This window comes from Sphingomonas sp. T1, assembly GCF_902506585.1.
GTDB lineage: Bacteria > Pseudomonadota > Alphaproteobacteria > Sphingomonadales > Sphingomonadaceae > Sphingomonas > Sphingomonas aerolata.
Map to the genome: position 1 here is coordinate 3,363,222 of NZ_LR733875.1, position 25,770 is coordinate 3,388,991.

Genomic DNA, 25,770 nt, shown 5'->3' on the forward strand with positions numbered 1-25,770 from the left:
AGCATGGCCGGGGGGCGCGGCAAGCGGCTTTCGCCCGTGCCGCACACCGTCCATGGTGTTGACAGGGCGCCCCACCGCCCCGCAAAGGCAGCGCGCCCGGAACGGACTCACGGGCGTAGCGGAGATACAGCAATGACGGTCAAGGTTGCGATCAACGGTTTCGGGCGGATCGGCCGGCTCGTTGCCCGCGCGGTTCTCGAGCAGTCGAACGGCGCACTCGAACTCGTCGCGATCAACGATCTCGGCGACGCCAAGTCGAACGCCTGGCTGTTCAAGCGCGACAGCGTTCACGGCAAATATCCGGGCGACGTGTCGGCCGAGGGCAATGAACTCGTCGTCGACGGCAAGCGCATCCGCGTCACCGCCGAGCGCGACCCCGCGAACCTGCCGCACGCCGAACTGGGCGTCGACATCGTGCTCGAATGCACCGGCTTCTTCACCGACAAGGCAAGCTGCCAGAAGCATCTCGACGCCGGCGCCAAGAAGGTGCTGATCTCGGCACCGGGCAAGAATGTCGACCTGACGGTCGTCTATGGCGTCAACCACGACAAGCTGACGGCCGAGCACACGATCGTGTCGAACGCGTCGTGCACGACCAACTGCCTGGCTCCCGTCGCCAAGGTGCTGAACGACGCGATCGGAATCGAGCGCGGGCTGATGACGACGATCCATGCCTATACCAACGACCAGAAGATCCTGGACCAGATCCACCCGGACCTGCGTCGCGCACGCGCTGCGGCGATGTCGATGATCCCGACCACGACGGGCGCCGCGCGCGCCGTGTCCGAAGTGCTGCCCGAACTGAAGGGCAAGCTCGACGGGTCGGCAATCCGCGTGCCCGTGCCGGACGTCTCGCTGATCGACCTGACCTTCACCCCGTCGCGCGACACGACGCGCGAAGAAGTGAACGCGGTGCTGAAGGCGGCATCCGAGAGCGGCCCGCTGGTCGGCGTGCTCGACTGGTCGGACGAGCCGCTCGTCTCGATCGATCTCCAGCATACCCCGGCCTCGTCGACGATCGACAGCCTGGAGACCGCAGTGATCGACGGCAAGCTGGTCCGCGTCGTCAGCTGGTACGACAATGAATGGGGCTTCTCGAACCGCATGGTCGACACGGCCACGGCGATGGCGAAGTTCATCTGAACTTGCGATCCATGTACCCCCTCTTCCGTTCGCTTCGAGCGCAGTCGAGAAGCCGCTTCGCGTGACAGATGGTGTCTCGACTGCGCTCGACACGAACGGGCAGGGGGCGGTGGCCTCGACCTTGAATAGGGCAGGCACGATCGCCGGCATCGCGCGTCACGCCCGCGCGAAAGCCCCGATGGAGGTTCTCGACCATGTCGAGATCACCATCGAGGCCGGGCTGCATGGTGACTTTCGCGGCTATGTGAAGCCCGGCGGCAGGGGGCGGCGTCAGGTCACGTTGCTCGAACGCGGCGACTGGGATGCCGCGATGGCCGAGGTCGGCTGTGACATTCCCTGGTACGAACGCCGCGCGAACCTTCTCGTCGACGGCTTCGACCTTCCCCAGATACCCGGCACGCGGCTTCGCATCGGCGCGGACGTGGTGCTGGAGGTGACGCGCCACACCGATCCGTGCGAACGGATGGAAGCCCTGGCGCCAGGATTGTTCGCCGCGCTCACGCCCGACTGGCGGGGCGGGGCGTGTACCCGCGTTTTGATGGGCGGCAGAATCGCCGTCGGTGACGAGATCAGGATCGAAGAACCATGAGCAAGCCATTCAAGACGCTCGACGACATGGGCGATGTGCGGGGCAAGCGCGTGCTTGTCCGCGAAGACCTCAACGTGCCGATGGCCGAAGGCGCCGTCACCGACGACACGCGCTTGAGGGCGACCGTCGCAACGGTCGGCGAACTGGCCGACAAGGGCGCGATCGTCCTGATCCTTGCCCATTTCGGCCGCCCCAAGGGCAATCCGAGCCCGGAATTTTCGCTCTCGCAGGTCGTCCGGCCGTATAGCGACGTGCTGGGCCGCGAGGTTCGCTATGTCGACTGGGAGGGCGCGGACGACGCGGTCGCGATGCTCGAACCCGGTGACATCGCGGTGCTGGAGAACACGCGCTTCTTCGGCGGCGAGGAGACGAATGATCCGGCGGTGGTCGCGCGTTTCGCCAGCCTCGGCGATCTCTACGTCAACGACGCCTTCTCCGCCGCGCACCGCGCGCACGCCTCGACCGAGGGGCTGGCACACGTCCTGCCGGCCTTTGCCGGCCGTGCGATGGAGGCCGAACTCGACGCGCTCCAGAAGGCGCTGGGTGCGCCGGAGCATCCTGTGGCAGCAGTCGTTGGCGGCGCGAAGGTATCGTCGAAGCTCGACGTGCTGCGGCACCTGGTCACGCGCGTCGATCACCTGATCATTGGCGGCGGCATGGCCAACACCTTCCTCGCGGCGCGCGGCGTCGATGTCGGCAAAAGCCTGTGCGAGCATGAGCTCGCCGCCACCTGCGAACAGATCATGGAGGCCGCCGACAAGGCGAACTGCACCGTCCATCTGCCGTACGACGTCGTCGTTGCGAAGGAGTTCAAGCCGAACCCCGCCACGCGTACGATCAACGTGCACGAGGTCGCAGCGGACGAGATGATCCTCGACGTTGGCCCGGCTGCGGTCGAATCGCTTGGCGACGTCCTGAAGAATTGCCGGACTCTCGTCTGGAACGGTCCGCTCGGCGCGTTCGAGACGCCGCCATTCGATACCGCCACGGTCGCGCTCGCCAAGACGGCGGCGGCACTCACCGAGGGTGGTTCGCTGGTCTCGGTCGCAGGGGGTGGCGATACGGTCGCGGCGCTCAACCATGCCGGGGTCGCGGATGCGTTTACCTTCGTGTCGACCGCCGGCGGTGCGTTCCTGGAATGGATGGAGGGCAAGGACCTTCCCGGCGTCGCCGCGCTGACCCGTTAAGGCGTCGGCGCCGGCTCGTTGAGCAGGGGCACGAGCAGCGTGTTCAGGTCGGCCAGGTCGAACGCGCCGGGTTTCGCATAGCGGACGACCCCGGCGCGATCGATGATGTAGTTGGTCGGCAGCGCGCCCATGACGCCGAACGCCCCCTTGATCCGCCGCGCCGATGGTATCGCCAGCGCCGCGAAGACTGGTTTCAGCTTGTACGCCGGGAGCGAGTCTTCGGTTGCGACCGCGAAGACGCGCAGGCCATTGTCCTTGCGCAGCCGGTAATAGGTATCGAGCAGCGGCAATTCCGCCTTGCACGGCCCGCACCATGTCGCCCAGAAATTGAGAATGACGACCTGTCCGTGCAGGTCGGTGCTGCTGATCTTGCTGCCGTCGATCAGCGTCATCTCGAACCTTGGCGCCCGGTCGCCCACCTTGATCGTCGCCGACGCGTGGGACGGCATTATCGCGGTCGCCAGCGCCAGAGCGCTCACAATCACGCCCTTTGTCGAAACCGTCATCGCCCGCTCTCCCCCCGGAGGTTTGCCCTTCGACATCCTCGGCGTCCGGGGATCGTGCGTCAATCCATCCCTGGCGCGCGTTCGAGTGCGGTCGGGCAGGGGGTTGATCAAGCACCGCGCCTTGCCTATGTTTAACATGTTAAACGGAGACTCGGATGCTCGGCGTCAGGCTCGATAGCGACCTCGAAGAACGACTCGCGGCGGTCGCCCGCACGCAGGGGCGCAGCAAGAGCGATATCGCACGTGAAGCTGTGCGCCGCTACGTCGAACGCCACGATGAGGCGTTCCTTGCCGAAGCGCGGCGGCAATCGCTTGCGGCCGCAGCACTTGGCTGGACCGAAGACGACGAGGCATGGGAGCGGTTGGGCGTAGCCTGGGATGATCCGGAGCCTGCCAGCAATAGTCGGTCTGCCGCCGAATGAAACGCGGCGATATCGTGACTATTGCTGATGCCGGCGCGGGGGATTTTGCGCGAAAGCCGCGCCCTGCGCTCGTGGTTCAGGCCGATGCGTTCCTGCAGGATCACGACAGCGTTGCTGTGTGCTTGATCACCAGCCAGCTTGCCGGCCTCGGACTGTTCCGCATACCGATCGCGGCCAATGCCGATACGGGGCTACTCAAGTCGAGTGAGGTCAGTATCGACAAAGTGCAATCGGTCTGGCGGCATCGCATTGGTCGACGGGTCGGCGCGGCGTCCGACGAAACCATGTTTGCCGTGGATCAGGCACTGCGCCGGTGGCTCGCCCTTTAGATTTTGGAAAAGGACTTATCATGACCTCGACGATCACACCGCAAATCAAGACTATCCTCGACAAGTATGAGGCCACGAGTTCGGCGGTAAAGGCGAACCTTGCGCGCATCCTGATGCAGGGCAAGCTCGGCGGTACCGGCAAGCTGGTGATCCTGCCCGTCGACCAGGGCTTCGAGCACGGCCCGGCACGCAGCTTCTCGGTCAATCCGGCGGCCTATGACCCGCATTACCATTATCAGCTCGCGATCGACGCCGGGCTCAGCGCCTATGCAGCGCCGCTCGGCATGCTCGAGGCGGGCGCGGACACGTTCGCCGGGCAGATCCCGACGATCCTGAAGTGCAACAGCTCGAACAGCTGGGCGACGTCGATCGACCAGGCGGTGACCGCGACCGTGGCGGACGCGGTGCGGCTCGGCTCGGCGGCAATCGGCTTCACCATCTATCCGGGCGCGGACCAGTTCTTCGACCTGGTCGAGGAAATCCGCGAGCTGAGCGAAGAGGCCAAGTCGGTCGGCATCGCAACCGTGATCTGGTCCTATCCGCGCGGCGGCGAGCTGACCAAGGACGGCGAGCTCGCACTCGACGTCGGCGCCTATGCCGCGCACATGGCCGCGTTGCTCGGCGCGCACATCATCAAGACCAAGTTGCCGACCGATCATATCGAGCAGAAGGAAGCCAAGCCGCTCTATGCCGGGACCGACTGGTCCAAGCAGGCCGATCGCGTCAAACACGTCGTCCAGTCGAGCTTTGCCGGGCGTCGCATCAACGTGTTCTCGGGCGGCGCGTCCAAGGGTGCCGATGCGGTCTTCCAGGATGCACGCGACATTCGTGACGGCGGTGGCAACGGCTCGATCATCGGCCGCAACACCTTCCAGCGTCCGCGCGACGAGGCGCTGGCGATGCTCGACCGGATCATCCGGATCTACAAGAACGAGGAATAAGCGCGGCTTCGCCCGTCCGTTATCCCGGCTCTGCGCCGGGGTGACGGGCGCGGCGCGACCCGCTAGGGGCGGGGAATGACCGAAGAAGATCCGCTGGGCCCGCTCGACCCGACATTCGCCGAGAATTTCCGCCGCGACATGCGGCGGCCGCCATGTCAGCTCTATCTCGTCTCGCCGCTCGACGTCGGCGGCGACTTTCCCGAGCGGCTTGCGCGCGCGCTCGACGCCGGGCCGGTGGCCGCGTTCCAGTTCCGCGTGAAGGACATCGACCAGCATGCCGCCGCCGCGCTCGGCGCGCCGCTGCGCGCGATCTGCGCCGAGCGCGACGTCGCGTTCATCGTCAACGACGATATCGGGCTGGCGAAGCGGCTCGACGCGGACGGCGTGCATCTCGGGCAGAGCGATGGCGATCCGCGCGCGGCTCGCGCGCAGCTTGGCCCCAATGCGCAGATCGGCGTGACCTGTCACGGCAGCCGGCATCTGGCGATGGAAGCGGGCGAGGCCGGCGCGGACTATGTCGCGTTCGGGGCCTTTCATCCGACCACGACCAAGACCGTCGAGCATCTGGCCGAGCCCGTGCTCCTGTCCTGGTGGTCGACACTGTTCGAAATGCCATGTGTGGCGATCGGCGGGATCACGCCGGACAATGCTGCGGCGCTGGCAGCGGCGGGGGCCGACTTCATCGCGGTGTCGGGCGCCGTCTGGAATGGTGACGAGGTCGCTGCGGTCAAGGCATTCGGCGAGGTGCTCGCCAAGCGCTGAGACCCTGCGTCGCCCTCGGATACCTCAACTGTCGCGCTGCGCCTTGCGGCTCTGGATCCTGACTTTCGTCAGGATGACGGTTTGGGGTGATGGAGGCGCGTTGGCTGGCGTCACGGAAACAACCGTCGTTCCAACCGTTTGATGCAGTAGCGTAACGGTTGGGATGACGAGCATGACGGCATTTGTGACGAAAGCTTCGGTTCTTGCAGGTTGCCTGCTCGCGGCCCTGCCGGCGGTGGCGCAGCCTGTCCCTGCCAAGCCGGTACCGATCGACCGCAACGTACTGCACGTCCAGGTGATCCTCGATCATCTGGGTTTCGGTCCGGGCGTACTCGACGGACGCGGCGGGCAATCGCTCGTGGCCGCGCTCAAAGGGTTTCAAGAGGCCAAGGGGCTGCCGATTACGGGCAAGCCCGACACGCAGACGATGCGCGCGCTGTATCCCTATCGTGCGGCACGGCCGACCGTCACGGTCGCGCTGACGCCCGAGATGCTCGCGGGGCCGTTCGTCAATCCGCTGCCCAAGGACCCGGCGAAGCAGGCCGAGCTTCAGACGATCGGCTACCGGACGGTCATGGAGAAGCTGGGTGAGATGTTCCACACCACGCCGGCGGTGATCATGGCCCTCAACTCGCCGTCGACCAAATTGTCGGCGGGGACAAAGGTGGTGTTCCCTAACGCTCTCCCGACGTCGCGCGACTATGATCCGAAGTTCCGTCCCGACTGGCGCGCGACGCTCAACATGCTGAACGTCGATGCGAAGCAGCCTCAGGCGGATCACGTCGTCGTCGACAAGTCCGACGGCGTCCTCCGGGTGCTCGACGCGAACGACAAGCTGATCGCGCAGTTCTCCGCGACGATGGGGTCGAGCCACGACCCGCTGCCGCTGGGGACATGGACGATCAAGGGCTCCGACTATAACCCCAAATTCCACTTCAACCCGGCGCTGTTCTGGGATGCGAAGAAGGGACAGAAGAAGGAGATGCTGCCGCCGGGGCCGAACGGTCCAGTCGGCGTGGTGTGGATGGACCTGTCGAAGGATCATTACGGCATTCACGGCACGCCCAACCCCGAGACGATCGGGCGCGCCGAAAGCCATGGCTGTATCCGCCTGACGAACTGGGACGCGGCAAGGCTATCGATGATGATCAAGCCGGGGACCAAGGCGGTCTTCCAGGCCTGATCGCATGACGCGGACGTTCTGGGTTATTCTCGCGCTGATCGTCCTGGTGGTTGGCGCGTTCGCTTCGATGCTGTCTTTTGGGGATGGCGGGCGACGGTCGGTGGCGTGGCGCGCGTCGTCGCCGACGGCGTCGAACGTCGCGGTCGCGGAGGACGGGGTTGCGGACGCGCCCCGTTCGTTGACGATGCCGGTGCTGGGTGTCCCACGCACCGCGGTCGGCAACAGCTGGAACGATCCGCGCGGCGGCGGGCTGCGCGGGCATCATGGCACCGACATCATGGCGGCGGGCGGCACGCCGGTCGTCGCGGCGGCGCCAGGACGAATCGAGAAGCTGTTCCAGAGCGCGCTTGGCGGGATCACCGTCTATGTCCGGTCACCCGACCGGCGCTGGACCTATTATTATGCGCACCTCGCGGGCTATGCGCCGGGCGTGCGCGAAGGGATGGCGGTCGCGGCGGGGGACCGACTTGGCTATGTCGGCGACACTGGTGACGCGGGCGCAGGCAATTATCACCTGCATTTCGGGGTGAGCCGGATGCAGCCGGGCCAGCGCTGGTGGCAGGGCGAAGAGGTCAATCCCTACCCGCTGCTTGCCCGCGCGCGGCCATCCCGCTAAAGCGCGCGGCTTCGGGTTTCCGCACGGCCTTGCCTGGCGGACGGCCCCTAGCTCTTTCCAGCAGGAATCGGTCATGAAGATCAACGCGGTCGAGATTCGTCCCGGCAACATCCTTGAATATGAAGGCGGCATCTGGCGCGCCGTGAAGATTCAGCACACCCAGCCCGGCAAGGGCGGCGCCTATATGCAGGTCGAGATGAAGAACCTCATCGACGGCCGCAAGAGCAACACGCGCTTCCGCTCCGCCGAGAGCGTCGAGAAGGTGCGGCTCGACACCGTCGACTTCCAGTATCTGTTCCGCGACGGCGACGCGCTGACGTTCATGGACAAGGTCAATTACGAGCAGATCACGCTGGATGCCGACATCCTGGGCGACGCCGCGGCGTTCCTGCAGGACGGCATGGATGTCGTGATGGAGCTCTGGGAAGAGCGGCCGATTTCGGTCCAGCTGCCCGACACGATCGAGGCGCTGATCGTCGAGGCGGATGCGGTCGTGAAGGGGCAGACCGCCTCGTCGTCGTACAAGCCTGCGGTGCTCGAGAACGGCGTGCGCGTGATGGTGCCGCCGCACATCGGTGCCGGCACGCGGATCGTGGTCGACGTGTATGAGCAGACCTATGTAAGGCGTGCTGATTAAGGCCGAGCGGCCGAGACGGATAGCTTAAGCTATCCGCACGACCCGCCGGCCCGGCCGGCGGGCATGGCCCGGCCGACGACGCGGGCTTTGCCCGCGGCCTGGGTCTGCGGCACTGCCCCACCCCAACCCCTCCCCTGAAGGGGAGGGGCTGAAAGGATTGAAATGCCCAGCCATTCCGGCATCATGACCGTCATCGAGCGCGCCGCCCGCAAGGCCGCGCCGCGCCTGCGCCGCGATTTCAACGAAGTCCAGCAGCTGCAGGTCAGCCGCAAGGGTCCCGCCGACTTCGTCAGCCAGGCCGACCAGCGCGCCGAGCAGACGATCTTCGAAGAGCTGAGCCACGCACGCCCCGACTGGGGCATGTTGATGGAGGAGCGCGGCGAGGTCGCAGGCGATCCCAACAAGCCGCGCTTCATCGTCGACCCGCTCGATGGCACGTCGAACTTCCTCCACGGCATCCCGCATTTCTGCATCTCGATCGCGGTCGAGGAGCCGATGCCGAACGGCAAGCGCGAGGTCACGACTGCGCTCGTGTATCAGCCGCTTACCGACGAGAGCTTCTGGGCCGAGCGAGGCCGCGGCGCGTGGCTGACCGACCAGCGCCTGCGCGTGTCGTCGCGGCGCGATCTAGCCGATTCGCTGATCGCGACAGGTATTCCGTTCCTTGGTCATGGCGATTTCGCGCAGTGGAGCCGCATCTTCGGTGCGGTCGCGCCCGAGGTGGCGGGGATCCGCCGTCTCGGCGCGGCGGCGCTCGATCTCGCCTGGCTGGCAGCGGGGCGGTTCGACGGCTTCTGGGAATCGAACCTGAAGCCGTGGGACGTCGCGGCCGGGATGCTGCTGGTCAAGGAAGCGGGCGGCTACGTGACCGACTTCCGGGGTGGCGACCGCGCGATGGAGCGCAACGAGTTCCTCGCGGCGAATGATGCGCTGCATTCGCGGCTGCATAAGCTGGTGGCCGGCGCGCTGCGCTGATGCATTTCGGTCGGTAGGCCGGGCGGGCCTGCCAAATGTCCGTCACCCCAGTATTTGCTGGGGTGACGGTATTGCTGGGGGCTACGACCGGCGCCCGGCGGTTGCCGTTGCTTGCACAACCATGCAGGTAACGCAGGTTTCCCACGGGGCTCATACAGCTCTTGCGAGTGATTCTCACGGGCCGCCAGCCTTGCCCCACGGGGCCCATCGGCCTAAAGGCTCCCCATCTGTTCGCATCTGCGAGAAGCCATTTGGTCGACCTGTCGCACTATCTTCCGATCCTCCTGTTCCTCGGGGTCGCCATCGCATTGTCGAGCACGTTCGTGTTCCTGCCGATGGCTGTCTCCAGGCTCACCGGGTCGCACAAGCCTACGCCCGAGAAGCTGAGCGAATATGAGTGCGGCTTCCCCGCATTCGAGGATCCGCGCAGCCAGTTCGACGTGCGCTTCTACCTGATCGCCATCCTCTTCATCATCTTTGATCTCGAGGCGGCGTTTCTGTTTCCCTGGGCCGTCTCGGTCTTCACGCTTGGCTGGACCGCGTGGATCTCGATGATGATCTTTATCGGCGAACTGGCCCTCGGCCTCGCCTATGCATGGAAGAAGGGAGCACTCGATTGGGAGTAGAGCTCACATCGCAGCCCGGTTCCGGTCTGCTGGCACCCGCCGGCGGTGGCGCGATCCTGCCGCCCGACCAGGGCTTTTTCGACGGCCTGAACGGTGAACTGACCGACAAGGGTTTCCTGGTCACCTCGACCGAGGAGCTGTTCCAGTGGGCGCGTACCGGGTCGCTGTGGTGGATGACGTTCGGGCTCGCCTGCTGCGCGGTCGAGATGATCCACGTCAACATGCCGCGCTACGATCTCGAGCGCTTCGGCGCCGCACCGCGCGCGTCGCCGCGCCAGTCGGACGTGATGATCGTCGCCGGAACGCTGTGCAACAAGATGGCGCCCGCACTTCGCAAGGTCTACGACCAGATGTCGGAGCCGAAATATGTGATCTCGATGGGGTCCTGCGCGAACGGCGGCGGCTATTATCATTATAGCTACAGCGTTGTGCGCGGTTGTGACCGGATCGTCCCGGTCGACATCTACGTCCCGGGTTGCCCGCCGACTGCGGAAGCGCTGTTGTACGGCATCATGCAGTTGCAGCGGAAGATCCGGCGGTCCGGGAGCATCGAACGGTGAGGGCGCCCGCACCAGCCTATGCCGCCAATGACGGCGTGATCGACGCGGCTCGCGCCGCGCTCGGCGGCATGCTGCTCGACGCGGTCGACAAGGTCGGCGAGGTCGCTCTGCACGTCCGTCGCGAGGACCTGTACGACGCGATGATCGCGCTGCGCGACACGCCGGGGCTTGCCTATCAGCAGCTCATGGAGATCGCCGGCGTCGACTATCCCGATCGTGCCGAGCGGTTCGAGGTCGTCTATTGCATGCTGTCGCTGACGCGGAACCACCGCCTGCGCGTCCATGTCGCGACCGACGAGGACAAGCCGGTGCCGTCGGTTACCGACATCTGGCCGGTCGCCGGCTGGCTCGAGCGCGAAGTGTACGACATGTACGGCGTGCTGTTCAGCGGCAACCCGGACCTGCGCCGCATCCTGACCGATTACGGCTTTCGCGGCCATCCGCAGCGTAAGGACTTCCCGCTGACGGGTTATGTCGAGCTGCGCTATTCGGAAGAGGCCAAGCGCGTCGTGTACGAGCCGGTGCAGCTCGCGCAGGATTTCCGCACGTTCGACTTCATGAGTCCGTGGGAGGGCGCCGAATACGTCCTTCCGGGTGACGAGAAGGGCGCGCTGCCACAGGCCAAGGGCGCGCAGACGCCGCTGTCGGCCGATACGATCGTCAAGGCGGATGCGGCGCAGAGCGCGACCAAGGCGCCCGACGCGCCGAGCGAGCCCTATGCGAAGAAGGACGTCCAGAACACCACGCAGAGCGGTGCGGGCGAGCCCGATCCGGGCAACCAGAAGCAGGACAAGCCCGTGGAGTCGGACGTGATCCCGACCAAGGGCGGAGGACAGAACCAGTGAGTCTCTATGTAGAGGAGCTTCTGTGCGAGGGCGATGCGGCCGATCCCACGACCGGCGACGTCACGATCCAGAACTACACGATCAACTTCGGTCCGCAGCATCCGGCGGCGCACGGCGTGCTCCGTCTGGTCATGGAGCTCGACGGCGAGATCGTCGAGCGTGTCGACCCGCATGTCGGGCTGCTTCACCGCGGCACCGAGAAGCTGATCGAGTACAAGACCTACACGCAGGCGCTGCCCTATTTCGATCGTCTCGATTACTGCTCGCCGCTGTGCATGGAGCATAGTTGGGTGCTGGCGGTCGAGAAGCTGCTCGACCTCGAAGTGCCCGAGCGGGCGCAGTATCTGCGCGTGTTCTTCGCCGAGCTGACGCGCATCTCGAACCACATGCTCAACCTTGGCAGCCACGTCATGGACGTCGGCGCGATGACGCCGAACCTGTGGCTGTTCGAGATCCGCGAAGACTGCATGAACTTTTTCGAGCGCGTCAGCGGCGCGCGCATGCATTCCAACTATTTCCGTCCGGGTGGCGTGCATCAGGATGCACCGCTCAAGCTGCTCGCCGATATCGGCGACTGGCTCGACACGCGCCTGCCGCGGCTGTTCGAGGATGCGATTTCGCTCGTCGCCGACAACCGCATCTTCAAGCAGCGCAACGTCGACATCGCGATCGTCAGCCGTGACGATGCGATCAAATGGGGCTTTTCGGGCCCGATGATCCGCGGCTCGGGCATCGCCTGGGATCTGCGCAAGTCGCAGCCCTATGACGTCTATGCCAAGATGGACTTCGACGTGCCGGTCGGCACGCGTGGCGACTGCTATGACCGGTTCATGGTGCGCGTCGAGGAAGTGCGGCAGTCGGCACGGATCATGAAGCAGTGCCTGCGCGACATGCCCGAGGGGCCGATCGCGTCGCTCGACCGCAAGGTCGTGCCGCCCAAGCGCGCTGAGATGAAGCAGTCGATGGAAGCGCTGATCCATCACTTCAAGCTCTATACCGAGGGCTTCCACGTGCCCGCCGGCGACGTCTATGTGGCGACTGAAAGCCCCAAGGGCGAGTTCGGCGTGTATCTGGTCGCCGACGGCAGCAACAAGCCGTACCGCTGCAAGATCCGCCCGACCGCGTTTTCGCATCTCCAGGCCTTCGACTTCATGGCGAAGGGTCACATGCTGGCAGATACGACCGCGATCCTCGGCGCGATGGATATCGTTTTTGGTGAATGTGACCGCTGATGGCTGAAGCTCCGAAAATTCCCGACGAGGCAGAGACCCGCGCACGCTGGGGCTCGTTCGCCTGGACGGACGAGAACCAGGTGAAGGCGAACGAGATCCTCGGGCGCTACCCGAAGGGCCGCGAACAGTCGGCGTCGATCCCGTTCCTCGATCTCGCCCAGCGCCAGGTCGGTGCGGAAACGCAGACCCAGGGCTGGTTGCCGGTGCCGGTGATCGAGTTCGTCGCGCGTCAGATCGGCGTGCCGTACATGCGTGTCTACGAGGTCGTGACCTTCTACACGATGTTCAATCTCGCACCGGTCGGTCGCTATCACGTGCAGGTCTGTGGCACGACGCCGTGCATGTTGCGCGGGTCGGACGACGTGCTGGCCGCATGCAAGAACCGTGGTCTCGTCAAGGGCGGCACGACGCCGGACGGGATGTTCACGCTGACCGAGGTCGAGTGTCTGGGCACCTGCGCGAACGCGCCGATGGTCCAGATCAACGACGATAACTTCGAAGATCTCGACTACGACAAGACGACCGAGATCCTCGAGGCGCTGGCCAGTGGCGGCACGCCGACGCCGGGGCCGCAATTCGGTCGCCGCGCGAGCTGCCCCGAAGGCGGCCCGACCTCGCTCAAGGCGATGGTCGACGCGAACCACGATTACCGGGGGGAGTGGGCCTGATGCTCGCCGACAAGGACCGCATCTTCACCAACGTCTACGGCTTCCAGCCGTGGAATATCGACGCGGCGATCATGCGCGGCGATTGGGACAACACCAAGGACCTGATGGCGCTCGGCCAGGACGCGATCATCGACGTGATGAAGGCGTCGGGTCTGCGTGGCCGCGGCGGGGCAGGGTTCCCGACCGGCACCAAATGGTCGTTCATGCCCAAGGAGCCGAAGCCCGACCGGCCGAACTTCCTCGTCATCAACGCCGATGAATCCGAGCCGGGCAGCTGCAAGGATCGCGAGATCATCCGTCACGATCCGCACAAGCTGATCGAGGGCGCGCTGATCGCCGGGTTCGCGATGCGTGCGCGTGCCGCGTACATCTACATCCGCGGCGAATATATCCGCGAGGCTGAGACGCTGTTCGCGGCCGTTGCCGAGGCCTATGATCGCGGCTTCATCGGCAAGAATGCGTGCGGGTCGGGCTACGACTTCGACGTGTTCGTCCATCGCGGCGCCGGCGCCTATATCTGCGGCGAAGAGACCGCGATGCTCGAAAGCCTCGAGGGCAAGAAGGGCCAGCCGCGCCTCAAGCCGCCATTTCCCGCGGGTGCTGGGCTTTATGGCTGCCCGACGACGGTCAACAACGTTGAGTCGATCGCGGTCGCACCAACGATCCTGCGGCGCGGTGCGGCCTGGTTCTCGAGCTTCGGCGCAGAGAACAACCGCGGCACCAAGCTGTTCCAGATCAGCGGGCATGTGAACAAGCCGTGCGTCGTCGAGGAAGAGATGAGCATCTCGTTCCGCGACCTGATCGAGACGCATTGCGGTGGTATTCGTGGCGGCTGGGACAATCTGCTCGCGGTGATCCCGGGCGGCTCCTCGGTGCCGCTGGTGCCCGCCGCGCAGATCATGGACTGCGCGATGGATTTCGATGGCCTGAAGGCAGTCGGTTCGGGCCTCGGCACCGCGGCGATCATCGTCATGGACAAGTCGACCGACATCGTCCGTGCGATCAGCCGCATCTCCTACTTCTACAAGCATGAGAGCTGCGGCCAGTGCACGCCGTGCCGCGAAGGCACCGGCTGGATGTGGCGAGTGATGGAGCGGATGCGCACCGGCGATGCCGAGCTGTCCGAGATCGACATGCTCCAGCAGGTCACCAAGCAGGTCGAGGGTCACTCGATCTGTGCGCTCGGCGACGCCGCAGCCTGGCCGATCCAGGGCCTGATCAAGCATTTCCGCCCAGAGATGGAACGCCGTATCCGCGAACGTGGTGGTGACACCGCGCCGATGATGGAAGCCGCAGAGTAATGCCCTTAGTCAAAGTCGATGGCGTAGAGATTGAGGTGCCGCAGGGCGCCACCGTGCTGCAGGCGTGCGAGCTTGCCGGCAAGGAGATCCCGCGTTTCTGTTACCACGAGCGCCTGAGCATCGCCGGCAACTGCCGGATGTGCCTGGTCGAGGTGAAGCCTGGTCCGCCCAAGCCGCAGGCGTCGTGCGCGCTGCCCGCCGCGGACAAGCAGGAGATCTTCACCAACTCGCCGATGGTCAAGAATGCCCGCGAGGGCATCATGGAATTCCTGCTGATCAACCATCCGCTCGATTGCCCGATCTGCGATCAGGGCGGCGAGTGCGATCTGCAGGACCAGTCGGTCGCCTATGGCCGCGGCCATTCGCGCTATGACGAGAACAAGCGCGCGGTCACCGAGAAATATATGGGTCCGATCGTGAAGACGGTCATGACCCGCTGCATCCAGTGCACGCGCTGCATCCGCTTTGCCGAGGAAGTGTCCGGCGTCGAGGAGATCGGTGCGATCTTCCGCGGCGAGGACATGCAGATCACCTCGTATCTCGAAAATGCGGTCAAGAGCGAGCTGTCGGGCAACGTCGTCGACCTGTGCCCGGTCGGAGCGCTGACGTCGAAGCCCTACGCGTTCGAGGCGCGTCCGTGGGAACTCCGCAAGACGCTGACGATCGACGTCATGGACGCGGTCGGCACCAACATCCGGCTCGACAGCCGTGGCCGCCAGGTGCTGCGCTGCGTGCCGCGGATCAACGAGGACGTGAACGAGGAGTGGGCGACCGACAAGACGCGCCACGCGATCGACGGTCTGGTCCGTCGTCGTCTCGACAAGCCCTATGTCCGCGTGAACGGCAAGCTCCAGCCCGCGAACTGGGACGAGGCCTTCGCGGCGATCAAGGCGGTTGATGCCGGGTCGAGCGTGGCCGCGGTCGCAGGCGACCTGGTCGACTGTGAGACGATGTACGCCGCCAAGGCGCTGCTCGCGAAGATGGGCTCGACGATGCTCGAAGGCCGCCAGACCGGCATGGCCTATGACGCGTCGAACATCGCTGCGGTCAATTTCAACACGACGATCGCCGGTACCGAGCGTGCCGACGCGATCCTGCTGGTGGGCACCAACCTGCGCTGGGAAGCGCCGCTGGTGAACACGCGGGTTCGCAAGGCGATCAAGAAGGGCGCGAAGGTCTTCGCGATCGGCCCTGAGACCGAGCTGACCTACAAGGTCGAGTGGCTCGGCGACGATCTGGCCCTGCTCGGCAATCTGCCCGACGCAGTGACCGAGGCGTTCGGCAAGGCCGAGCGTCCGATGGTGATCGTCGGTGGCGCGGCGCTGAAGGGTGGCCACGGCGCCGCACTGAAGCTCGTCGACACGCTGGGCCTCGTCAAGGACGGCTGGAACGGCTTCAACGTCGTCCATATGGCCGCGTCGCGGATGGGCGGGCTGATGCTCGGCTATGCGCAGACGGGCGGAATCGCTGACGTGATGGGGGCGAAGCTCGGCTTCTTCCTCGGCGCGGACGAGGTCGATTTCAGCCAGTTCGCGGGCTTCAAGGTGTTCGTGGGGCATCACGGCGACAAGGGTGCGGCGGCTGCCGACGTCATCCTGCCGGGCGTGACCTATGCCGAGAAGTCGGGAACCTGGGTCAATCTCGAAGGTCGCGTCCAGCGCGGCGAGCGTGCAGTGTTCGCCCCCGGCGATGCGCGCGACGACTGGTCGATCTTCCGCGCGCTGTCCGACACGCTCGGCCACACGCTGCCGTTCGACAGCTTCGAGGGGCTGCGCGAAGAGATGTTCGCTGCCGTTCCCGCGCTGCGTCACCAGGCGCTCGCGACGTTCGAGTGGAGCCCGCCGTCGCTCGACGGTGCAGGCGAGGGGGTTCTGGCCGGCTATCCGATCAAGGACTTCTACCTGACCAACGCGATCTGCCGCGCATCGCCGACGATGCAGCGCTGCTCGGCTGAACTTCTCCACGGGGAAGACTTTGCGGAGGCAGCCGAATGATCTCCTGGTTCGAATCCTCGCTCGGTTACGACTGGGCGTTCTTCCTCGCGACGATCATCGACATTCTCGCAATCGCGCTGCCGGTGATGCTGGCGGTTGCGATGATCATCTATGCCGATCGCAAGATCTGGGCGGCGATGGCGCTTCGGCGTGGTCCGAACGTGGTGGGTCCGTTCGGCCTGCTGCAGAGCTTTGCCGACGGCCTGAAGGTGTTCCTGCAGGAGACGATCGTCCCCGCAGCCGCCAACCGCGCGCTGTTCCTGCTGGCGCCGATCATCACCTTCACGGTCGCGCTGATCGTCTGGGCGGTGATCCCGTTCCAGCCCGGCGTCGTGCTCGCGGACATTAATGTCGGCTTGCTCTACGTGCTCGCGGCGTCTTCGCTCGGCGTGTACGGGATCATCCTCGCGGGCTGGGCGTCGAACTCGAAATATCCGTTCTACTCGGCGTTGCGTGCGGCCGCGCAGATGGTCAGCTACGAAGTCGCGATCGGGTTCATCCTGATCTCGGTCGTGCTGTGGTCGGGCACGTTCAACCTGTCGGGCATCGTGACCGCGCAGCAGAACATGTTCGGGCTGCACATCAACGGCTATATCGTCAATCCGCTGCTGTTCCCGATGGCGGTGATGTTCTTCATCTCGAGCCTTGCGGAAACGCAGCGTGCACCGTTCGATCTTACCGAGGCGGAGAGCGAGCTCGTCGCCGGTTACCAGACCGAATATTCGTCGATGGCGTTCGCGCTGTTCTGGCTGGGTGAGTATGCCAACGTCATCCTGATGTGCGCGCTCAACGCGACGCTCTTCTGGGGTGGGTGGCTGCCGCCGGTCGACTGGGCGCCGCTCTATTACGTGCCGGGGATCATCTGGCTGTTCGCCAAGATCCTGTTCTTCTTCTTCCTGTTCAGCTGGGTGAAGGCGACCGTGCCGCGCTATCGCTATGATCAGCTGATGCGGCTCGGCTGGAAGATTTTCCTGCCTGTCTCGCTGTTCTGGGTTTTCCTCGTGTCGGGCGTGTTGATGCTGACGCGCGTTGGAGTGGGTTCATGAGCGTTGCTCAGATCATCAAGTCGTTCACCCTGTGGGAATTCGTGAAGGCGCACGCGTTGACGCTTCGCTATTTCTTCAAGGAAAAGGCGACGATCAACTATCCGTACGAGCGTAACCCGGTGTCCCCGCGGTTCCGCGGCGAGCATGCGCTGCGTCGTTATCCGAATGGCGAAGAGCGGTGCATCGCGTGCAAGCTGTGCGAGGCCGTGTGCCCCGCCCAGGCGATCACGATCGAGGCCGAGCCGCGCGACGACGGCTCGCGCCGCACGACGCGCTACGACATTGACATGACCAAGTGCATCTATTGCGGCCTGTGCGCCGAGGCGTGCCCGGTCGATGCGATCGTCGAGGGTCCGAATTACGAATTCTCGACCGAGACGCGCGAAGAGCTGATCTACGACAAGTCGAAGCTGCTCGATAACGGCGATCGCTGGGAAAGCGCGATCGCGGCGAACCTTGCCGCCGATGCGCCGTACCGTTAAGCGAGCGCCGCGATGACACAGATTAACTCCGTCATCCCAGCGCAGGCTGGGATCTCCCCGTTTCCGAGCGCGCCCGCGCGGCGTGAGACCCCGGCGTTCGCTGGGGTGACGAGGACCTCATGATCCAGGCCTTAGCCTTTTATCTCTTCGCTTTCGTCGTCGTCCTGTCGGGCGCCATGACGATCGCGTCGCGCAATCCGGTCCATTCGGTGATGTGGCTGATCCTCGCCTTCTTCAACGCGGCGGGTCTGATGATCCTCGTCGGGGCCGAGTTCATCGCGATGCTGCTCGTCATCGTCTATGTCGGCGCGGTCGCGGTGCTGTTCCTGTTCGTCGTCATGATGCTCGACATCGACTTTGCCGAGATGCGTGCCGGCGTGGCACGGTACTTCGGTATCGGGCTGGCGCTCGCGGTCGCACTTGCAGCCGAGGTCATGATCGCGATCGGCGCGTGGAGCACCGGGCCGATCCAGCTCGCGCGGCGCGCGGCGCCGATCGATGCGCGGGTGCCCAACATCCAGGCGATCGGCAACCTGCTCTACACGCGCTATCTGTTCGTGTTCGAGGCGGCCGGGCTCGTCCTGCTCGTCGCGATGATCGGTGCGATCGTGCTGACGCATCGCCAGCGTGGCGGCGTGAAGGCGCAGAACATCAGCCGTCAGAACGCACGCCGTCCGCAGGACGCAACGCGCAACACGCGCCCGGTCGTCGGGCAGGGAGTCGAACTGTGACGATCGGTCTCGTCCACTACCTCGTCGTCGCGGCGATCCTGTTCACCATGGGGGTGCTCGGCATCTTCCTGAACCGCAAGAACCTCATCGTTATCCTGATGGCGATCGAGCTGATCCTGCTCGCGGTGAACATCAATCTCGTCGCCTTCTCGGCCTTTCTCAACGATCTTGTCGGACAGGTGTTCGCGATGTTCGTGCTGACGGTCGCAGCGGGTGAGGCCGCGATCGGCCTGGCCATTCTGGTCATCTATTTCCGCGGTCGCGGCACCATTGCGGTCGACGACGTCAACCGGATGAAGGGGTAATACGGTTGATCCAGCTTATCGTCTTCCTGCCGTTACTGGCCGCGATCGTTGCCGGGTTCGGCAATCGCGCGATCGGCAACGTGCCGGCGAAAATCGTCACCACGGCCGCATTGTTCGCGTCGTGCCTGTTGTCCTGGCCGATCTTCCTCGGTTTCATGGCGGGCACCAGCAGCGCGACCGTCGAGCCGTTGCTCAACTTCATCCAGTCGGGCGACATGAACGTCGCGTGGTCGCTGCGCGTCGATGCGCTGACCGCGGTGATGCTCGTGGTCGTCACCTCGGTGTCGGCGCTCGTCCATCTATATAGCTGGGGCTATATGGATGAGGATCCCGACCAGCCGCGCTTCTTTGCGTATCTGTCGCTGTTCACCTTCGCGATGCTGATGCTCGTGACCGCGAACAATCTCGTCCAGATGTTCTTCGGCTGGGAAGGCGTGGGCCTCGCGTCCTACCTCCTGATCGGCTTCTGGTTCCGCAAGCCCTCGGCCAGCGCGGCGGCGATCAAGGCGTTCGTCGTCAACCGCGTTGGCGATCTGGGCTTCATGCTCGGCATCTTCGGCACCTTCCTGGTGTTCGGTACGGTGTCGATCCCTGAGATCCTGGCCGCGGCGCCCGGCATGGCCGGATCGACGATCGGCTTCCTCGGCTACCGCTTCGATACGATGACGGTGCTGTGTCTGCTGCTGTTCGTCGGCGCGATGGGCAAGTCGGCACAGCTCGGCCTGCACACCTGGCTGCCCGACGCGATGGAGGGCCCGACGCCGGTGTCAGCGCTGATCCACGCGGCGACGATGGTCACCGCGGGCGTGTTCATGGTGTGCCGCCTGTCGCCGATGTTCGAGATGAGCCCGGTCGCGCTGACCGTGGTCACCTCGGTCGGTGCCGCGACCTGCCTGTTCGCCGCCACTTGCGGCCTCGTCCAGACCGACATCAAGCGCGTCATCGCCTATTCGACCTGTTCGCAGCTCGGCTACATGTTCTTCGCCGCGGGCGTCGGAGCCTATGGCGCGGCGATGTTCCACCTGTTCACGCATGCCTTCTTCAAGGCGCTGCTGTTCCTGGGTGCCGGCTCGGTGATCCATGCGATGCACCACGAGCAGGACATGCGCTATTATGGCGGCCTGCGTAAGAAGATCCCGGTGACGTTTTGGGGCATGATGGCGGGTACGCTCGCGATCACCGGCGTCGGCATCCCCGGCATCTTCGGCAACACCGCATTCGGGTTCGCAGGCTTCCATTCGAAGGATGCGATCATCGAGGCGAGCTGGGCCGCGGGTCAGCCGGGCGTGTGGTTCGTCGGTGTGCTCGTCGCATTGCTCACCAGCTTCTATTCGTGGCGCGTGATGTTCCTCACCTTCTGGGGCAAGCCGCGCTGGGCCGCATCGGAGCACATCCAGCATGCGCTCCACGACGCCCATGGTCACGACGATCATGCGCATGACGCGCATCATGTCGACGATCATCATGCGAACCCGGCCAAGGCCGAGGATTCAGGCCATGCGCCGCATGATCATCACGATGCCGTGCAAGCGCCGGCAGAAGGCGATGGCGGGTATCATCCGCATGAGAGCCCGCTGCCGATGCTGATCCCGCTGATCGTCCTGTCGATCGGTGCGGTGCTGGCGGGCTTCGTCTTCCACGGTTACTTCATCGAGCCGAGCGCAGGCGAAGAGTTCTGGAAGGGCGCACTCGCGTTCCGCGAACATCTGATGCACGAGATGCACGGCGTGCCGCTCATCATCAAGCTGTCGGCGACGATCGCGATGCTGCTCGGCCTGCTGACCGCCTGGTACGCCTATATCAAGAACCCGTCCTTCCCGGGCAAGGTGATCGAACAGTTCGGCGTGCTCTACGACTTCCTGCTGCATAAGTGGTATTTCGACGAGCTGTACGACCTGATCTTCGTCCGTCCCGCCTTCGCGATCGGCCGCTTCCTGTGGCACCGCGGCGACGAGAAGACGATTAACCGGTTCGGCCCCGACGGGTCGGCCTGGCTGGTCCAGGTCGGCGCGCGCGTCGCCGGCCGCTTCCAGACGGGATATCTCTACACCTATGCCTTCGTCATGCTGATCGGCCTGACAGCCGCCGTAACCTGGGCGATCGGACTCTATTGATGACCGGCTTTCCTATCCTTTCCGTCCTGATCGCGGTCCCGATGATCGCGGCCATCGCGTGCCTGTTTGTCTCGGCGAACACGGCCCGGATGCTCGCGCTGACGGCAACGCTGATCGACTTCGTGCTCGGCATCATGCTGTGGATGAACTTCGATATCGGCGGCGCACAGTGGCAGTTCGTCGAGCATGCCCCCGGCATCTTCGGGCCGTTCGGCTGGTCGCTCGGCATCGACGGCTTCGCGCTGATGCTGATCATGCTCAGCGTGTTCCTGATGCCGATCTGCATCGGTGCCAGCTGGCGCTCGATCACGACCCGCGTGCCGGAATATATGGCGGCGTTCCTGTTTACCGAAGTGCTGATGATCGGCACGTTCGCGGCGCAGGACCTGTTCCTGTTCTACGTCTTCTTCGAAGCCGGCCTGATCCCGATGTACCTGATCATCGGGATCTGGGGCGGCGCGAACCGGATCTACGCGTCGTACAAGTTCTTTCTGTACACGCTGCTCGGCTCGGTCCTGATGTTCATCGCGATGCTCTACATGGCGAAGACCGCGGGCACGACGAGCATCCCGGCGCTGCTGAACTACGACTTCCCGGCGCATGTGCAGACCTGGCTGTGGCTGGCGTTCTTCGCGTCATTCGCGGTCAAGATGCCGATGTGGCCGGTCCACACCTGGTTGCCAGACGCGCACGTGCAGGCGCCGACCGCAGGCTCGGTGATCCTGGCGGGCGTGCTGCTCAAGCTCGGCGGATACGGCTTCCTGCGCTTCCTGTTGCCGATGTTCCCCGAAGCGTCGGGCCAGCTGACCTGGCTGATCTTCGGCCTGTCGGCGGTCGCGGTGATCTACACGTCGCTGGTCGCGCTTGTGCAGTCGGACATGAAGAAGCTGATCGCCTATTCGTCGGTCGCGCATATGGCGATCGTCACGATCGGCCTGTTCGCGTTCAACCGGCAGGGCATCGAAGGCGCGATGATCATGATGCTGAGCCACGGGCTCGTATCAGGTGCATTGTTCCTGTGCGTCGGCGTGATCTACGACCAGCTCCATACCCGCGAGATCTCGCGCTATGGCGGCCTGGCGATCAACATGCCGCGCTATGCGATCTTCTTCCTGTTCTTCACCATGGCGTCGATCGGTTTGCCGGGCACCAGCGGCTTCGTCGCCGAGTTCCTGTCGCTGATGGGCACCTATCAGGTCTCGACCTGGACGGCGCTGCTCTGCACGACCAGCATCATCCTGGGCGCGGCGTACATGCTGTATCTGTACCGCCGCGTGGTCTTCGGCGAGATCAAGTCGGACGACGTCCGCGGCATGGTCGATCTGTCGGCGCGCGAATTCTGGTTGCTCGCGCCGATCGCAGCCGTCGTGCTGTGGATGGGCGTCTATCCCGAGAGCTTCCTCGCGCCGATGCGCAAGGATGTGAGCGTCCTGCTCGCGCGCGTCGACCGCGCCAAGCCGGCCAGCGATTCGAACCCAACTGCGGGGAAGCCCGCCACCGTGCATGAAGCCGCGCACGGGGAGGCACACTGATGGAATACGCCGCTAACATCGCAATGACGCTGCCCGAGTTGGTGCTGGCACTGGGCGCGATCGCGCTGATGCTCGTCTCGGCCTGGGGCGGGGACACGTCGACGCGCGCCGTGTCGATCGCATCCGTGTTCGTTCTGGTCGGCGCCGGAATCGCGCTGGTCGGTCCGGCGTCGTCGGGCGGCTATGCGTTCGACGGCCTCTACCGTGCCGATGCGTTCGGTGCCTTTGCCAAGGTGCTGATCTACATCGCGTCAGCGGTCGCGATCATGATGGCGCCGAGCTTCTTCGCACGGTCGCAGGGTGAGGATCTTCGCCCCGAATATCCGGTGCTGATCCTGTTTTCGGCGTGCGGCATGGGCATCATGGTCTCGGCCAGCGACATGCTGACGCTCTATGTCGGTCTCGAGCTGCAGAGCCTTGCGGCGTACGTCCTCGCCAGCTTCATGCGGCGCGACGGGCGTTCGGCCGAGGCAGGCCTCAAATATTTCGTGCTCGGCGCGCTCGCCAGCGGCATCCTGTTGTACGGCATCTCGCTGGTCTACGGTTTCAGCGGCACGACTTTGTTCTCGGGCATCGCTGACGCCTATGCCGGGACCAAGTCGCTTGGCTTGCTGTTCGGTCTGGTGTTCGTCTTCGCAGGCCTCGCATTCAAGATCAGCGCAGTGCCGTTCCACATGTGGACGCCCGACGTTTATGAAGGCGCACCGACGCCCGTCACCGCCTTCTTCGCCTCGGCTCCCAAGGTCGCGGCAATGGCGATGGCGGTACGCGTCGCGATCGAGGCAATGGGGCCGGCGACGGACCAGTGGCGTCAGATCGTGATCTTCGCGGCGCTTGCCTCGATCATCCTCGGCGCGGTCGCGGCAATCGGTCAGACCAACGTCAAGCGCCTGCTGGCCTATTCGTCGATCAACAATGTCGGCTTCGCACTGATCGGTCTCGCTGCAGGGACGCCGGAAGGTGTGTCGGGCGTGCTGATGTATCTGACGATCTATGTCGCGATGACGTTGGGCTCGTTCCTGGTCGTGCTGCAGATGCGCGGCGATGACGGGCAGCCGGTCGAGACGATCGCGAGCCTGGCGGGCATGTCGCGGACGCGGCCGGGGCTTGCCGCCGCACTCGCGATCTTCATGTTCAGCCTTGCCGGTATTCCGCCGCTGTTCGGCTTCTATGCGAAGTTCGCGGTGTTCAGTGCGGCAGTCGATGCAGGCCTCTTCCCGCTCGCCGTGGTCGGCATCGCGGCATCGGTGATCGGCGCCTATTATTACCTGCGCGTCGTCAAGACGATGTACTTCGACGATCCGGCACCCGCCTTTGCGCCGATGGAGAACAAGGTCGAGGGCGGGTTGATCGCGCTGGCGGCGGTATTCGTCTCGCCGGCCGGCTATCTGCTCATCCCCGTGCTCGGCGCATGGACGATGGCGGCAGCGCGGGCGTTGTTCTGAGCATTATCCGTACCGTTGCGGAGACAGGATCGACCAATGCCGACCTGCTGGCGCTGGCTCGCACCGGCGCCGATGACGGCCTCTGGCTGAGGGCGGTTCGGCAGACTGCAGGACGCGGCCGGCAGGGGCGGGAATGGTCGTCCCCCGACGGCAATCTCTATGCGAGCACGCTGGTGCGGTTGCGCCTGGGCGATCCGCCCGCCGCCAGCCTCGCGCTCGTCGCGGCAGTCGCGTTGTATGAGACCGTGTCGACCTTCCTCGTTGCCGGTATCCGGCAGGGGACGACGGACCCGAACGCGACGCTGCTGCTCAAATGGCCGAATGACCTGCTGCTCGCCGATGCCAAGCTTTCCGGTATCCTGCTCGAGCGCGCGGACGACGCGGTCGTCGTTGGCTTTGGCGTCAACATCGCGCACCATCCCGAGTTGCCCGATCGCAAGACGACCGATCTCACGGTGCATGGCGTCGTCATTGAGCCCGCGTCGTTCCTCGACATCCTTGCCGACGGGTTTGCGCGCTGGGTCGCGCGTTGGCGGACGGAGGGGCTGGCGCCCGTCCGTGCGCGCTGGGTCGATTGCGCGCATCCGGCGGGAACCGCGCTGACCGCGCGGCTCGCGGACGGCGACGCGGTCGAGGGACTGTTCGTGGGGCTCGATAGCGATGGCGCGTTGATCCTGCGCACCGCGTCGGGCGAGCGCCGTGTCATCCACGCCGCCGACATATTCCTGCTGTGATGCGGCGCGTCATCGCCATCGCCACGGGTCTCGACTATGCACTATCCGCACGGAAAGGTTGAAGGTCCCCGCATGCTGCTCGCCATCGATGCCGGCAATACCAATGTCGTGTTCGCGCTCGTCGAGAAGGGCGTCATCGTCGCGCGGTGGCGGATCGCGACCGATCCACGCCGCACCGCGGACGAGTATGCGGTGTGGCTGAGCCAGCTGATGCAGCTCGGCGGGCACGACCGGGGCGCGGTCGAGGGCGTGATTATCGCAACGGTCGTGCCGCGCGCGCTGCACAATCTGCAGGTGCTGGCGTCGAAATATTTCTCGACCGAGGCGCTGATCGCCGGCCGCGCGCCGGTCGAATGGGGGATCGCGATCGACGTCGACGAGCCGGCATCGCTCGGTGCTGACCGTGCGGTCAACACGATCGCCGCGCATGCGCTGCACGACGGCGACCTGATCGTCATCGATTTCGGCACCGCGACGACGTTCGACCTCGTCGACTATCGCGGCGCGTACAAGGGCGGCATCATCGCGCCGGGGATCAATCTGTCGCTCGACGCGCTGGTCACCGCTGCGGCCAAATTGCCGCGCATCGCGATCGAGGCGCCCGCCGATACCAGCGTGATCGGGCTGAACACGGTCTCGCAGATGCACATCGGCATCTATTGGGGCTATGTCGCGATGATCGAGGGGCTGGTCGCGCGGATGAAGGCCGAGGTCGGGCGTCCGGTCAAAGTCATTGCGACCGGCGGACTTGCGACGCTCTTCGAAAAACAGACCGACGTGTTCGACGTCATCGAGGCCGACCTGACGATCCAGGGGCTGGCGATGATGTGGGACCGTCACCATATCTAGGGCCATTAGGCTCGCG

At 64.9% G+C, this 25,770-nt stretch carries 28 protein-coding genes; 27 read left to right on the forward strand and 1 reads right to left on the reverse strand.

All coding sequences use genetic code 11. The annotated features are described in order from the left end of the window. Positions 1-132 precede the first annotated feature (132 nt). From gap to GV027_RS15345, 3 genes are all read left to right on the forward strand, one after another. The gene (gene gap / locus GV027_RS15335; RefSeq protein ID WP_031396568.1) at positions 133-1,143 is read left to right on the forward strand and encodes a type I glyceraldehyde-3-phosphate dehydrogenase; all 1,011 of its coding nucleotides are present in this window, start codon (positions 133-135) and stop codon (positions 1,141-1,143) included. Positions 1,144-1,321: 178 nt separating this feature from the next. Next, a complete protein-coding gene (locus GV027_RS15340; protein WP_201302688.1) occupies positions 1,322-1,732 on the forward strand; it encodes an MOSC domain-containing protein in 411 nt (136 codons plus the stop codon). After that, positions 1,729-2,919, forward strand: coding sequence for a phosphoglycerate kinase (locus GV027_RS15345; protein ID WP_159512386.1), 1,191 nt, complete (start codon positions 1,729-1,731; stop codon positions 2,917-2,919). Before GV027_RS15340 ends, GV027_RS15345 begins: the two co-directional genes overlap by 4 nt. Here the strand turns inward: GV027_RS15345 and GV027_RS15350 are convergent. Next, positions 2,916-3,425, reverse strand: coding sequence for a TlpA family protein disulfide reductase (locus GV027_RS15350; protein WP_159512387.1), 510 nt, complete (start codon positions 3,423-3,425; stop codon positions 2,916-2,918). The genes GV027_RS15345 and GV027_RS15350 overlap by 4 nt on opposite strands. Positions 3,426-3,580: 155 nt before the next feature. Between GV027_RS15350 and relB the strand changes: the two genes are divergently transcribed. The 24 genes from relB (at position 3,581) to GV027_RS15470 (ending at position 25,754) form a co-directional block, all read left to right on the forward strand. Next, positions 3,581-3,847: a type II toxin-antitoxin system RelB family antitoxin gene (gene relB / locus GV027_RS15355; protein WP_159512388.1), complete on the forward strand. Its 267-nt coding sequence runs from the start codon at positions 3,581-3,583 to the stop codon at positions 3,845-3,847. After that, complete coding sequence (locus tag GV027_RS15360) at positions 3,844-4,176, forward strand: type II toxin-antitoxin system PemK/MazF family toxin (protein ID WP_056674787.1); 333 nt, start codon at positions 3,844-3,846, stop codon at positions 4,174-4,176. The genes relB and GV027_RS15360 overlap by 4 nt, the downstream gene beginning before the upstream one ends. A 20-nt stretch (positions 4,177-4,196) precedes the next feature. After that, the gene (locus tag GV027_RS15365) at positions 4,197-5,117 is read left to right on the forward strand and encodes a class I fructose-bisphosphate aldolase (protein WP_107929739.1); all 921 of its coding nucleotides are present in this window, start codon (positions 4,197-4,199) and stop codon (positions 5,115-5,117) included. A gap of 75 nt (positions 5,118-5,192) precedes the next feature. Beyond that, on the forward strand, positions 5,193-5,879 hold the full coding sequence (gene thiE / locus GV027_RS15370; protein ID WP_159512389.1) for a thiamine phosphate synthase: 687 nt from the start codon (positions 5,193-5,195) through the stop codon (positions 5,877-5,879). A gap of 172 nt (positions 5,880-6,051) precedes the next feature. Further along, on the forward strand, positions 6,052-7,062 hold the full coding sequence (locus GV027_RS15375) for a L,D-transpeptidase family protein (protein ID WP_159512390.1): 1,011 nt from the start codon (positions 6,052-6,054) through the stop codon (positions 7,060-7,062). Between the two features lie 4 nt (positions 7,063-7,066). After that, positions 7,067-7,678, forward strand: coding sequence for a M23 family metallopeptidase (locus GV027_RS15380; RefSeq protein ID WP_031440953.1), 612 nt, complete (start codon positions 7,067-7,069; stop codon positions 7,676-7,678). A 73-nt stretch (positions 7,679-7,751) separates the two neighbouring features. Continuing rightward, positions 7,752-8,315, forward strand: coding sequence for an elongation factor P (gene efp / locus GV027_RS15385; protein WP_037527514.1), 564 nt, complete (start codon positions 7,752-7,754; stop codon positions 8,313-8,315). A gap of 162 nt (positions 8,316-8,477) precedes the next feature. Beyond that, positions 8,478-9,290 (forward strand): inositol monophosphatase family protein, encoded by an 813-nt coding sequence (locus GV027_RS15390; protein ID WP_031393846.1) that lies wholly within the window; start codon positions 8,478-8,480, stop codon positions 9,288-9,290. A 251-nt stretch (positions 9,291-9,541) separates the two neighbouring features. Then, complete coding sequence (locus tag GV027_RS15395; RefSeq protein ID WP_031393845.1) at positions 9,542-9,916, forward strand: NADH-quinone oxidoreductase subunit A; 375 nt, start codon at positions 9,542-9,544, stop codon at positions 9,914-9,916. Then, positions 9,907-10,476: a NuoB/complex I 20 kDa subunit family protein gene (locus GV027_RS15400; RefSeq protein WP_159512391.1), complete on the forward strand. Its 570-nt coding sequence runs from the start codon at positions 9,907-9,909 to the stop codon at positions 10,474-10,476. The genes GV027_RS15395 and GV027_RS15400 overlap by 10 nt, the downstream gene beginning before the upstream one ends. Then, on the forward strand, positions 10,473-11,321 hold the full coding sequence (locus GV027_RS15405; protein WP_056674793.1) for an NADH-quinone oxidoreductase subunit C: 849 nt from the start codon (positions 10,473-10,475) through the stop codon (positions 11,319-11,321). The genes GV027_RS15400 and GV027_RS15405 overlap by 4 nt, the downstream gene beginning before the upstream one ends. A 20-nt stretch (positions 11,322-11,341) precedes the next feature. Continuing rightward, on the forward strand, positions 11,342-12,553 hold the full coding sequence (locus GV027_RS15410; protein ID WP_443029558.1) for an NADH-quinone oxidoreductase subunit D: 1,212 nt from the start codon (positions 11,342-11,344) through the stop codon (positions 12,551-12,553). Beyond that, positions 12,553-13,221, forward strand: a complete 669-nt coding sequence (locus GV027_RS15415) for a complex I 24 kDa subunit family protein (protein WP_031393841.1) — start codon at positions 12,553-12,555, stop codon at positions 13,219-13,221. The genes GV027_RS15410 and GV027_RS15415 overlap by 1 nt, the downstream gene beginning before the upstream one ends. Next, positions 13,221-14,522, forward strand: coding sequence for an NADH-quinone oxidoreductase subunit NuoF (gene nuoF, locus GV027_RS15420; protein WP_056050371.1), 1,302 nt, complete (start codon positions 13,221-13,223; stop codon positions 14,520-14,522). Before GV027_RS15415 ends, nuoF begins: the two co-directional genes overlap by 1 nt. Further along, the gene (nuoG, locus tag GV027_RS15425; protein ID WP_159512393.1) at positions 14,522-16,516 is read left to right on the forward strand and encodes an NADH-quinone oxidoreductase subunit NuoG; all 1,995 of its coding nucleotides are present in this window, start codon (positions 14,522-14,524) and stop codon (positions 16,514-16,516) included. Before nuoF ends, nuoG begins: the two co-directional genes overlap by 1 nt. Further along, a complete protein-coding gene (gene nuoH, locus GV027_RS15430; RefSeq protein WP_031393838.1) occupies positions 16,513-17,562 on the forward strand; it encodes an NADH-quinone oxidoreductase subunit NuoH in 1,050 nt (349 codons plus the stop codon). Before nuoG ends, nuoH begins: the two co-directional genes overlap by 4 nt. Beyond that, positions 17,559-18,044, forward strand: a complete 486-nt coding sequence (nuoI, locus tag GV027_RS15435) for an NADH-quinone oxidoreductase subunit NuoI (protein ID WP_031393837.1) — start codon at positions 17,559-17,561, stop codon at positions 18,042-18,044. The genes nuoH and nuoI overlap by 4 nt, the downstream gene beginning before the upstream one ends. 119 nt (positions 18,045-18,163) lie before the next feature. Then, positions 18,164-18,775, forward strand: coding sequence for an NADH-quinone oxidoreductase subunit J (locus tag GV027_RS15440; RefSeq protein WP_031440949.1), 612 nt, complete (start codon positions 18,164-18,166; stop codon positions 18,773-18,775). Beyond that, entirely contained in the window at positions 18,772-19,080 is a 309-nt protein-coding gene (gene nuoK, locus GV027_RS15445) for an NADH-quinone oxidoreductase subunit NuoK (protein WP_031393835.1), read from the forward strand. The genes GV027_RS15440 and nuoK overlap by 4 nt, the downstream gene beginning before the upstream one ends. Before the next feature lie 5 nt (positions 19,081-19,085). Then, positions 19,086-21,194, forward strand: a complete 2,109-nt coding sequence (nuoL, locus tag GV027_RS15450) for an NADH-quinone oxidoreductase subunit L (RefSeq protein ID WP_159512394.1) — start codon at positions 19,086-19,088, stop codon at positions 21,192-21,194. After that, complete coding sequence (locus tag GV027_RS15455; RefSeq protein ID WP_159512395.1) at positions 21,194-22,726, forward strand: NADH-quinone oxidoreductase subunit M; 1,533 nt, start codon at positions 21,194-21,196, stop codon at positions 22,724-22,726. The genes nuoL and GV027_RS15455 overlap by 1 nt, the downstream gene beginning before the upstream one ends. Next, a complete protein-coding gene (gene nuoN / locus GV027_RS15460) occupies positions 22,726-24,171 on the forward strand; it encodes an NADH-quinone oxidoreductase subunit NuoN (protein WP_159512396.1) in 1,446 nt (481 codons plus the stop codon). Before GV027_RS15455 ends, nuoN begins: the two co-directional genes overlap by 1 nt. Then, positions 24,138-24,905, forward strand: coding sequence for a biotin--[acetyl-CoA-carboxylase] ligase (locus GV027_RS15465; protein ID WP_201302631.1), 768 nt, complete (start codon positions 24,138-24,140; stop codon positions 24,903-24,905). The genes nuoN and GV027_RS15465 overlap by 34 nt, the downstream gene beginning before the upstream one ends. Before the next feature lie 72 nt (positions 24,906-24,977). Continuing rightward, the gene (locus GV027_RS15470) at positions 24,978-25,754 is read left to right on the forward strand and encodes a type III pantothenate kinase (protein ID WP_159512397.1); all 777 of its coding nucleotides are present in this window, start codon (positions 24,978-24,980) and stop codon (positions 25,752-25,754) included. Positions 25,755-25,770 lie beyond the last annotated feature (16 nt).

Coding starts and splice junctions, on each gene's coding strand:
- gap (WP_031396568.1), top strand. CDS start 133: ATGACGGTCAAGGTTGCGATCAACGGTTTCGGGCGGATCGGCCGGCTC.
- GV027_RS15340 (WP_201302688.1), top strand. CDS start 1,322: ATGGAGGTTCTCGACCATGTCGAGATCACCATCGAGGCCGGGCTGCAT.
- GV027_RS15345 (WP_159512386.1), top strand. CDS start 1,729: ATGAGCAAGCCATTCAAGACGCTCGACGACATGGGCGATGTGCGGGGC.
- GV027_RS15350 (WP_159512387.1), bottom strand. CDS start 3,425: ATGACGGTTTCGACAAAGGGCGTGATTGTGAGCGCTCTGGCGCTGGCG.
- relB (WP_159512388.1), top strand. CDS start 3,581: ATGCTCGGCGTCAGGCTCGATAGCGACCTCGAAGAACGACTCGCGGCG.
- GV027_RS15360 (WP_056674787.1), top strand. CDS start 3,844: ATGAAACGCGGCGATATCGTGACTATTGCTGATGCCGGCGCGGGGGAT.
- GV027_RS15365 (WP_107929739.1), top strand. CDS start 4,197: ATGACCTCGACGATCACACCGCAAATCAAGACTATCCTCGACAAGTAT.
- thiE (WP_159512389.1), top strand. CDS start 5,193: ATGACCGAAGAAGATCCGCTGGGCCCGCTCGACCCGACATTCGCCGAG.
- GV027_RS15375 (WP_159512390.1), top strand. CDS start 6,052: ATGACGGCATTTGTGACGAAAGCTTCGGTTCTTGCAGGTTGCCTGCTC.
- GV027_RS15380 (WP_031440953.1), top strand. CDS start 7,067: ATGACGCGGACGTTCTGGGTTATTCTCGCGCTGATCGTCCTGGTGGTT.
- efp (WP_037527514.1), top strand. CDS start 7,752: ATGAAGATCAACGCGGTCGAGATTCGTCCCGGCAACATCCTTGAATAT.
- GV027_RS15390 (WP_031393846.1), top strand. CDS start 8,478: ATGCCCAGCCATTCCGGCATCATGACCGTCATCGAGCGCGCCGCCCGC.
- GV027_RS15415 (WP_031393841.1), top strand. CDS start 12,553: ATGGCTGAAGCTCCGAAAATTCCCGACGAGGCAGAGACCCGCGCACGC.
- nuoF (WP_056050371.1), top strand. CDS start 13,221: ATGCTCGCCGACAAGGACCGCATCTTCACCAACGTCTACGGCTTCCAG.
- nuoG (WP_159512393.1), top strand. CDS start 14,522: ATGCCCTTAGTCAAAGTCGATGGCGTAGAGATTGAGGTGCCGCAGGGC.
- nuoH (WP_031393838.1), top strand. CDS start 16,513: ATGATCTCCTGGTTCGAATCCTCGCTCGGTTACGACTGGGCGTTCTTC.
- nuoI (WP_031393837.1), top strand. CDS start 17,559: ATGAGCGTTGCTCAGATCATCAAGTCGTTCACCCTGTGGGAATTCGTG.
- GV027_RS15440 (WP_031440949.1), top strand. CDS start 18,164: ATGATCCAGGCCTTAGCCTTTTATCTCTTCGCTTTCGTCGTCGTCCTG.
- GV027_RS15455 (WP_159512395.1), top strand. CDS start 21,194: ATGACCGGCTTTCCTATCCTTTCCGTCCTGATCGCGGTCCCGATGATC.
- nuoN (WP_159512396.1), top strand. CDS start 22,726: ATGGAATACGCCGCTAACATCGCAATGACGCTGCCCGAGTTGGTGCTG.
- GV027_RS15465 (WP_201302631.1), top strand. CDS start 24,138: ATGGACGATGGCGGCAGCGCGGGCGTTGTTCTGAGCATTATCCGTACC.
- GV027_RS15470 (WP_159512397.1), top strand. CDS start 24,978: ATGCTGCTCGCCATCGATGCCGGCAATACCAATGTCGTGTTCGCGCTC.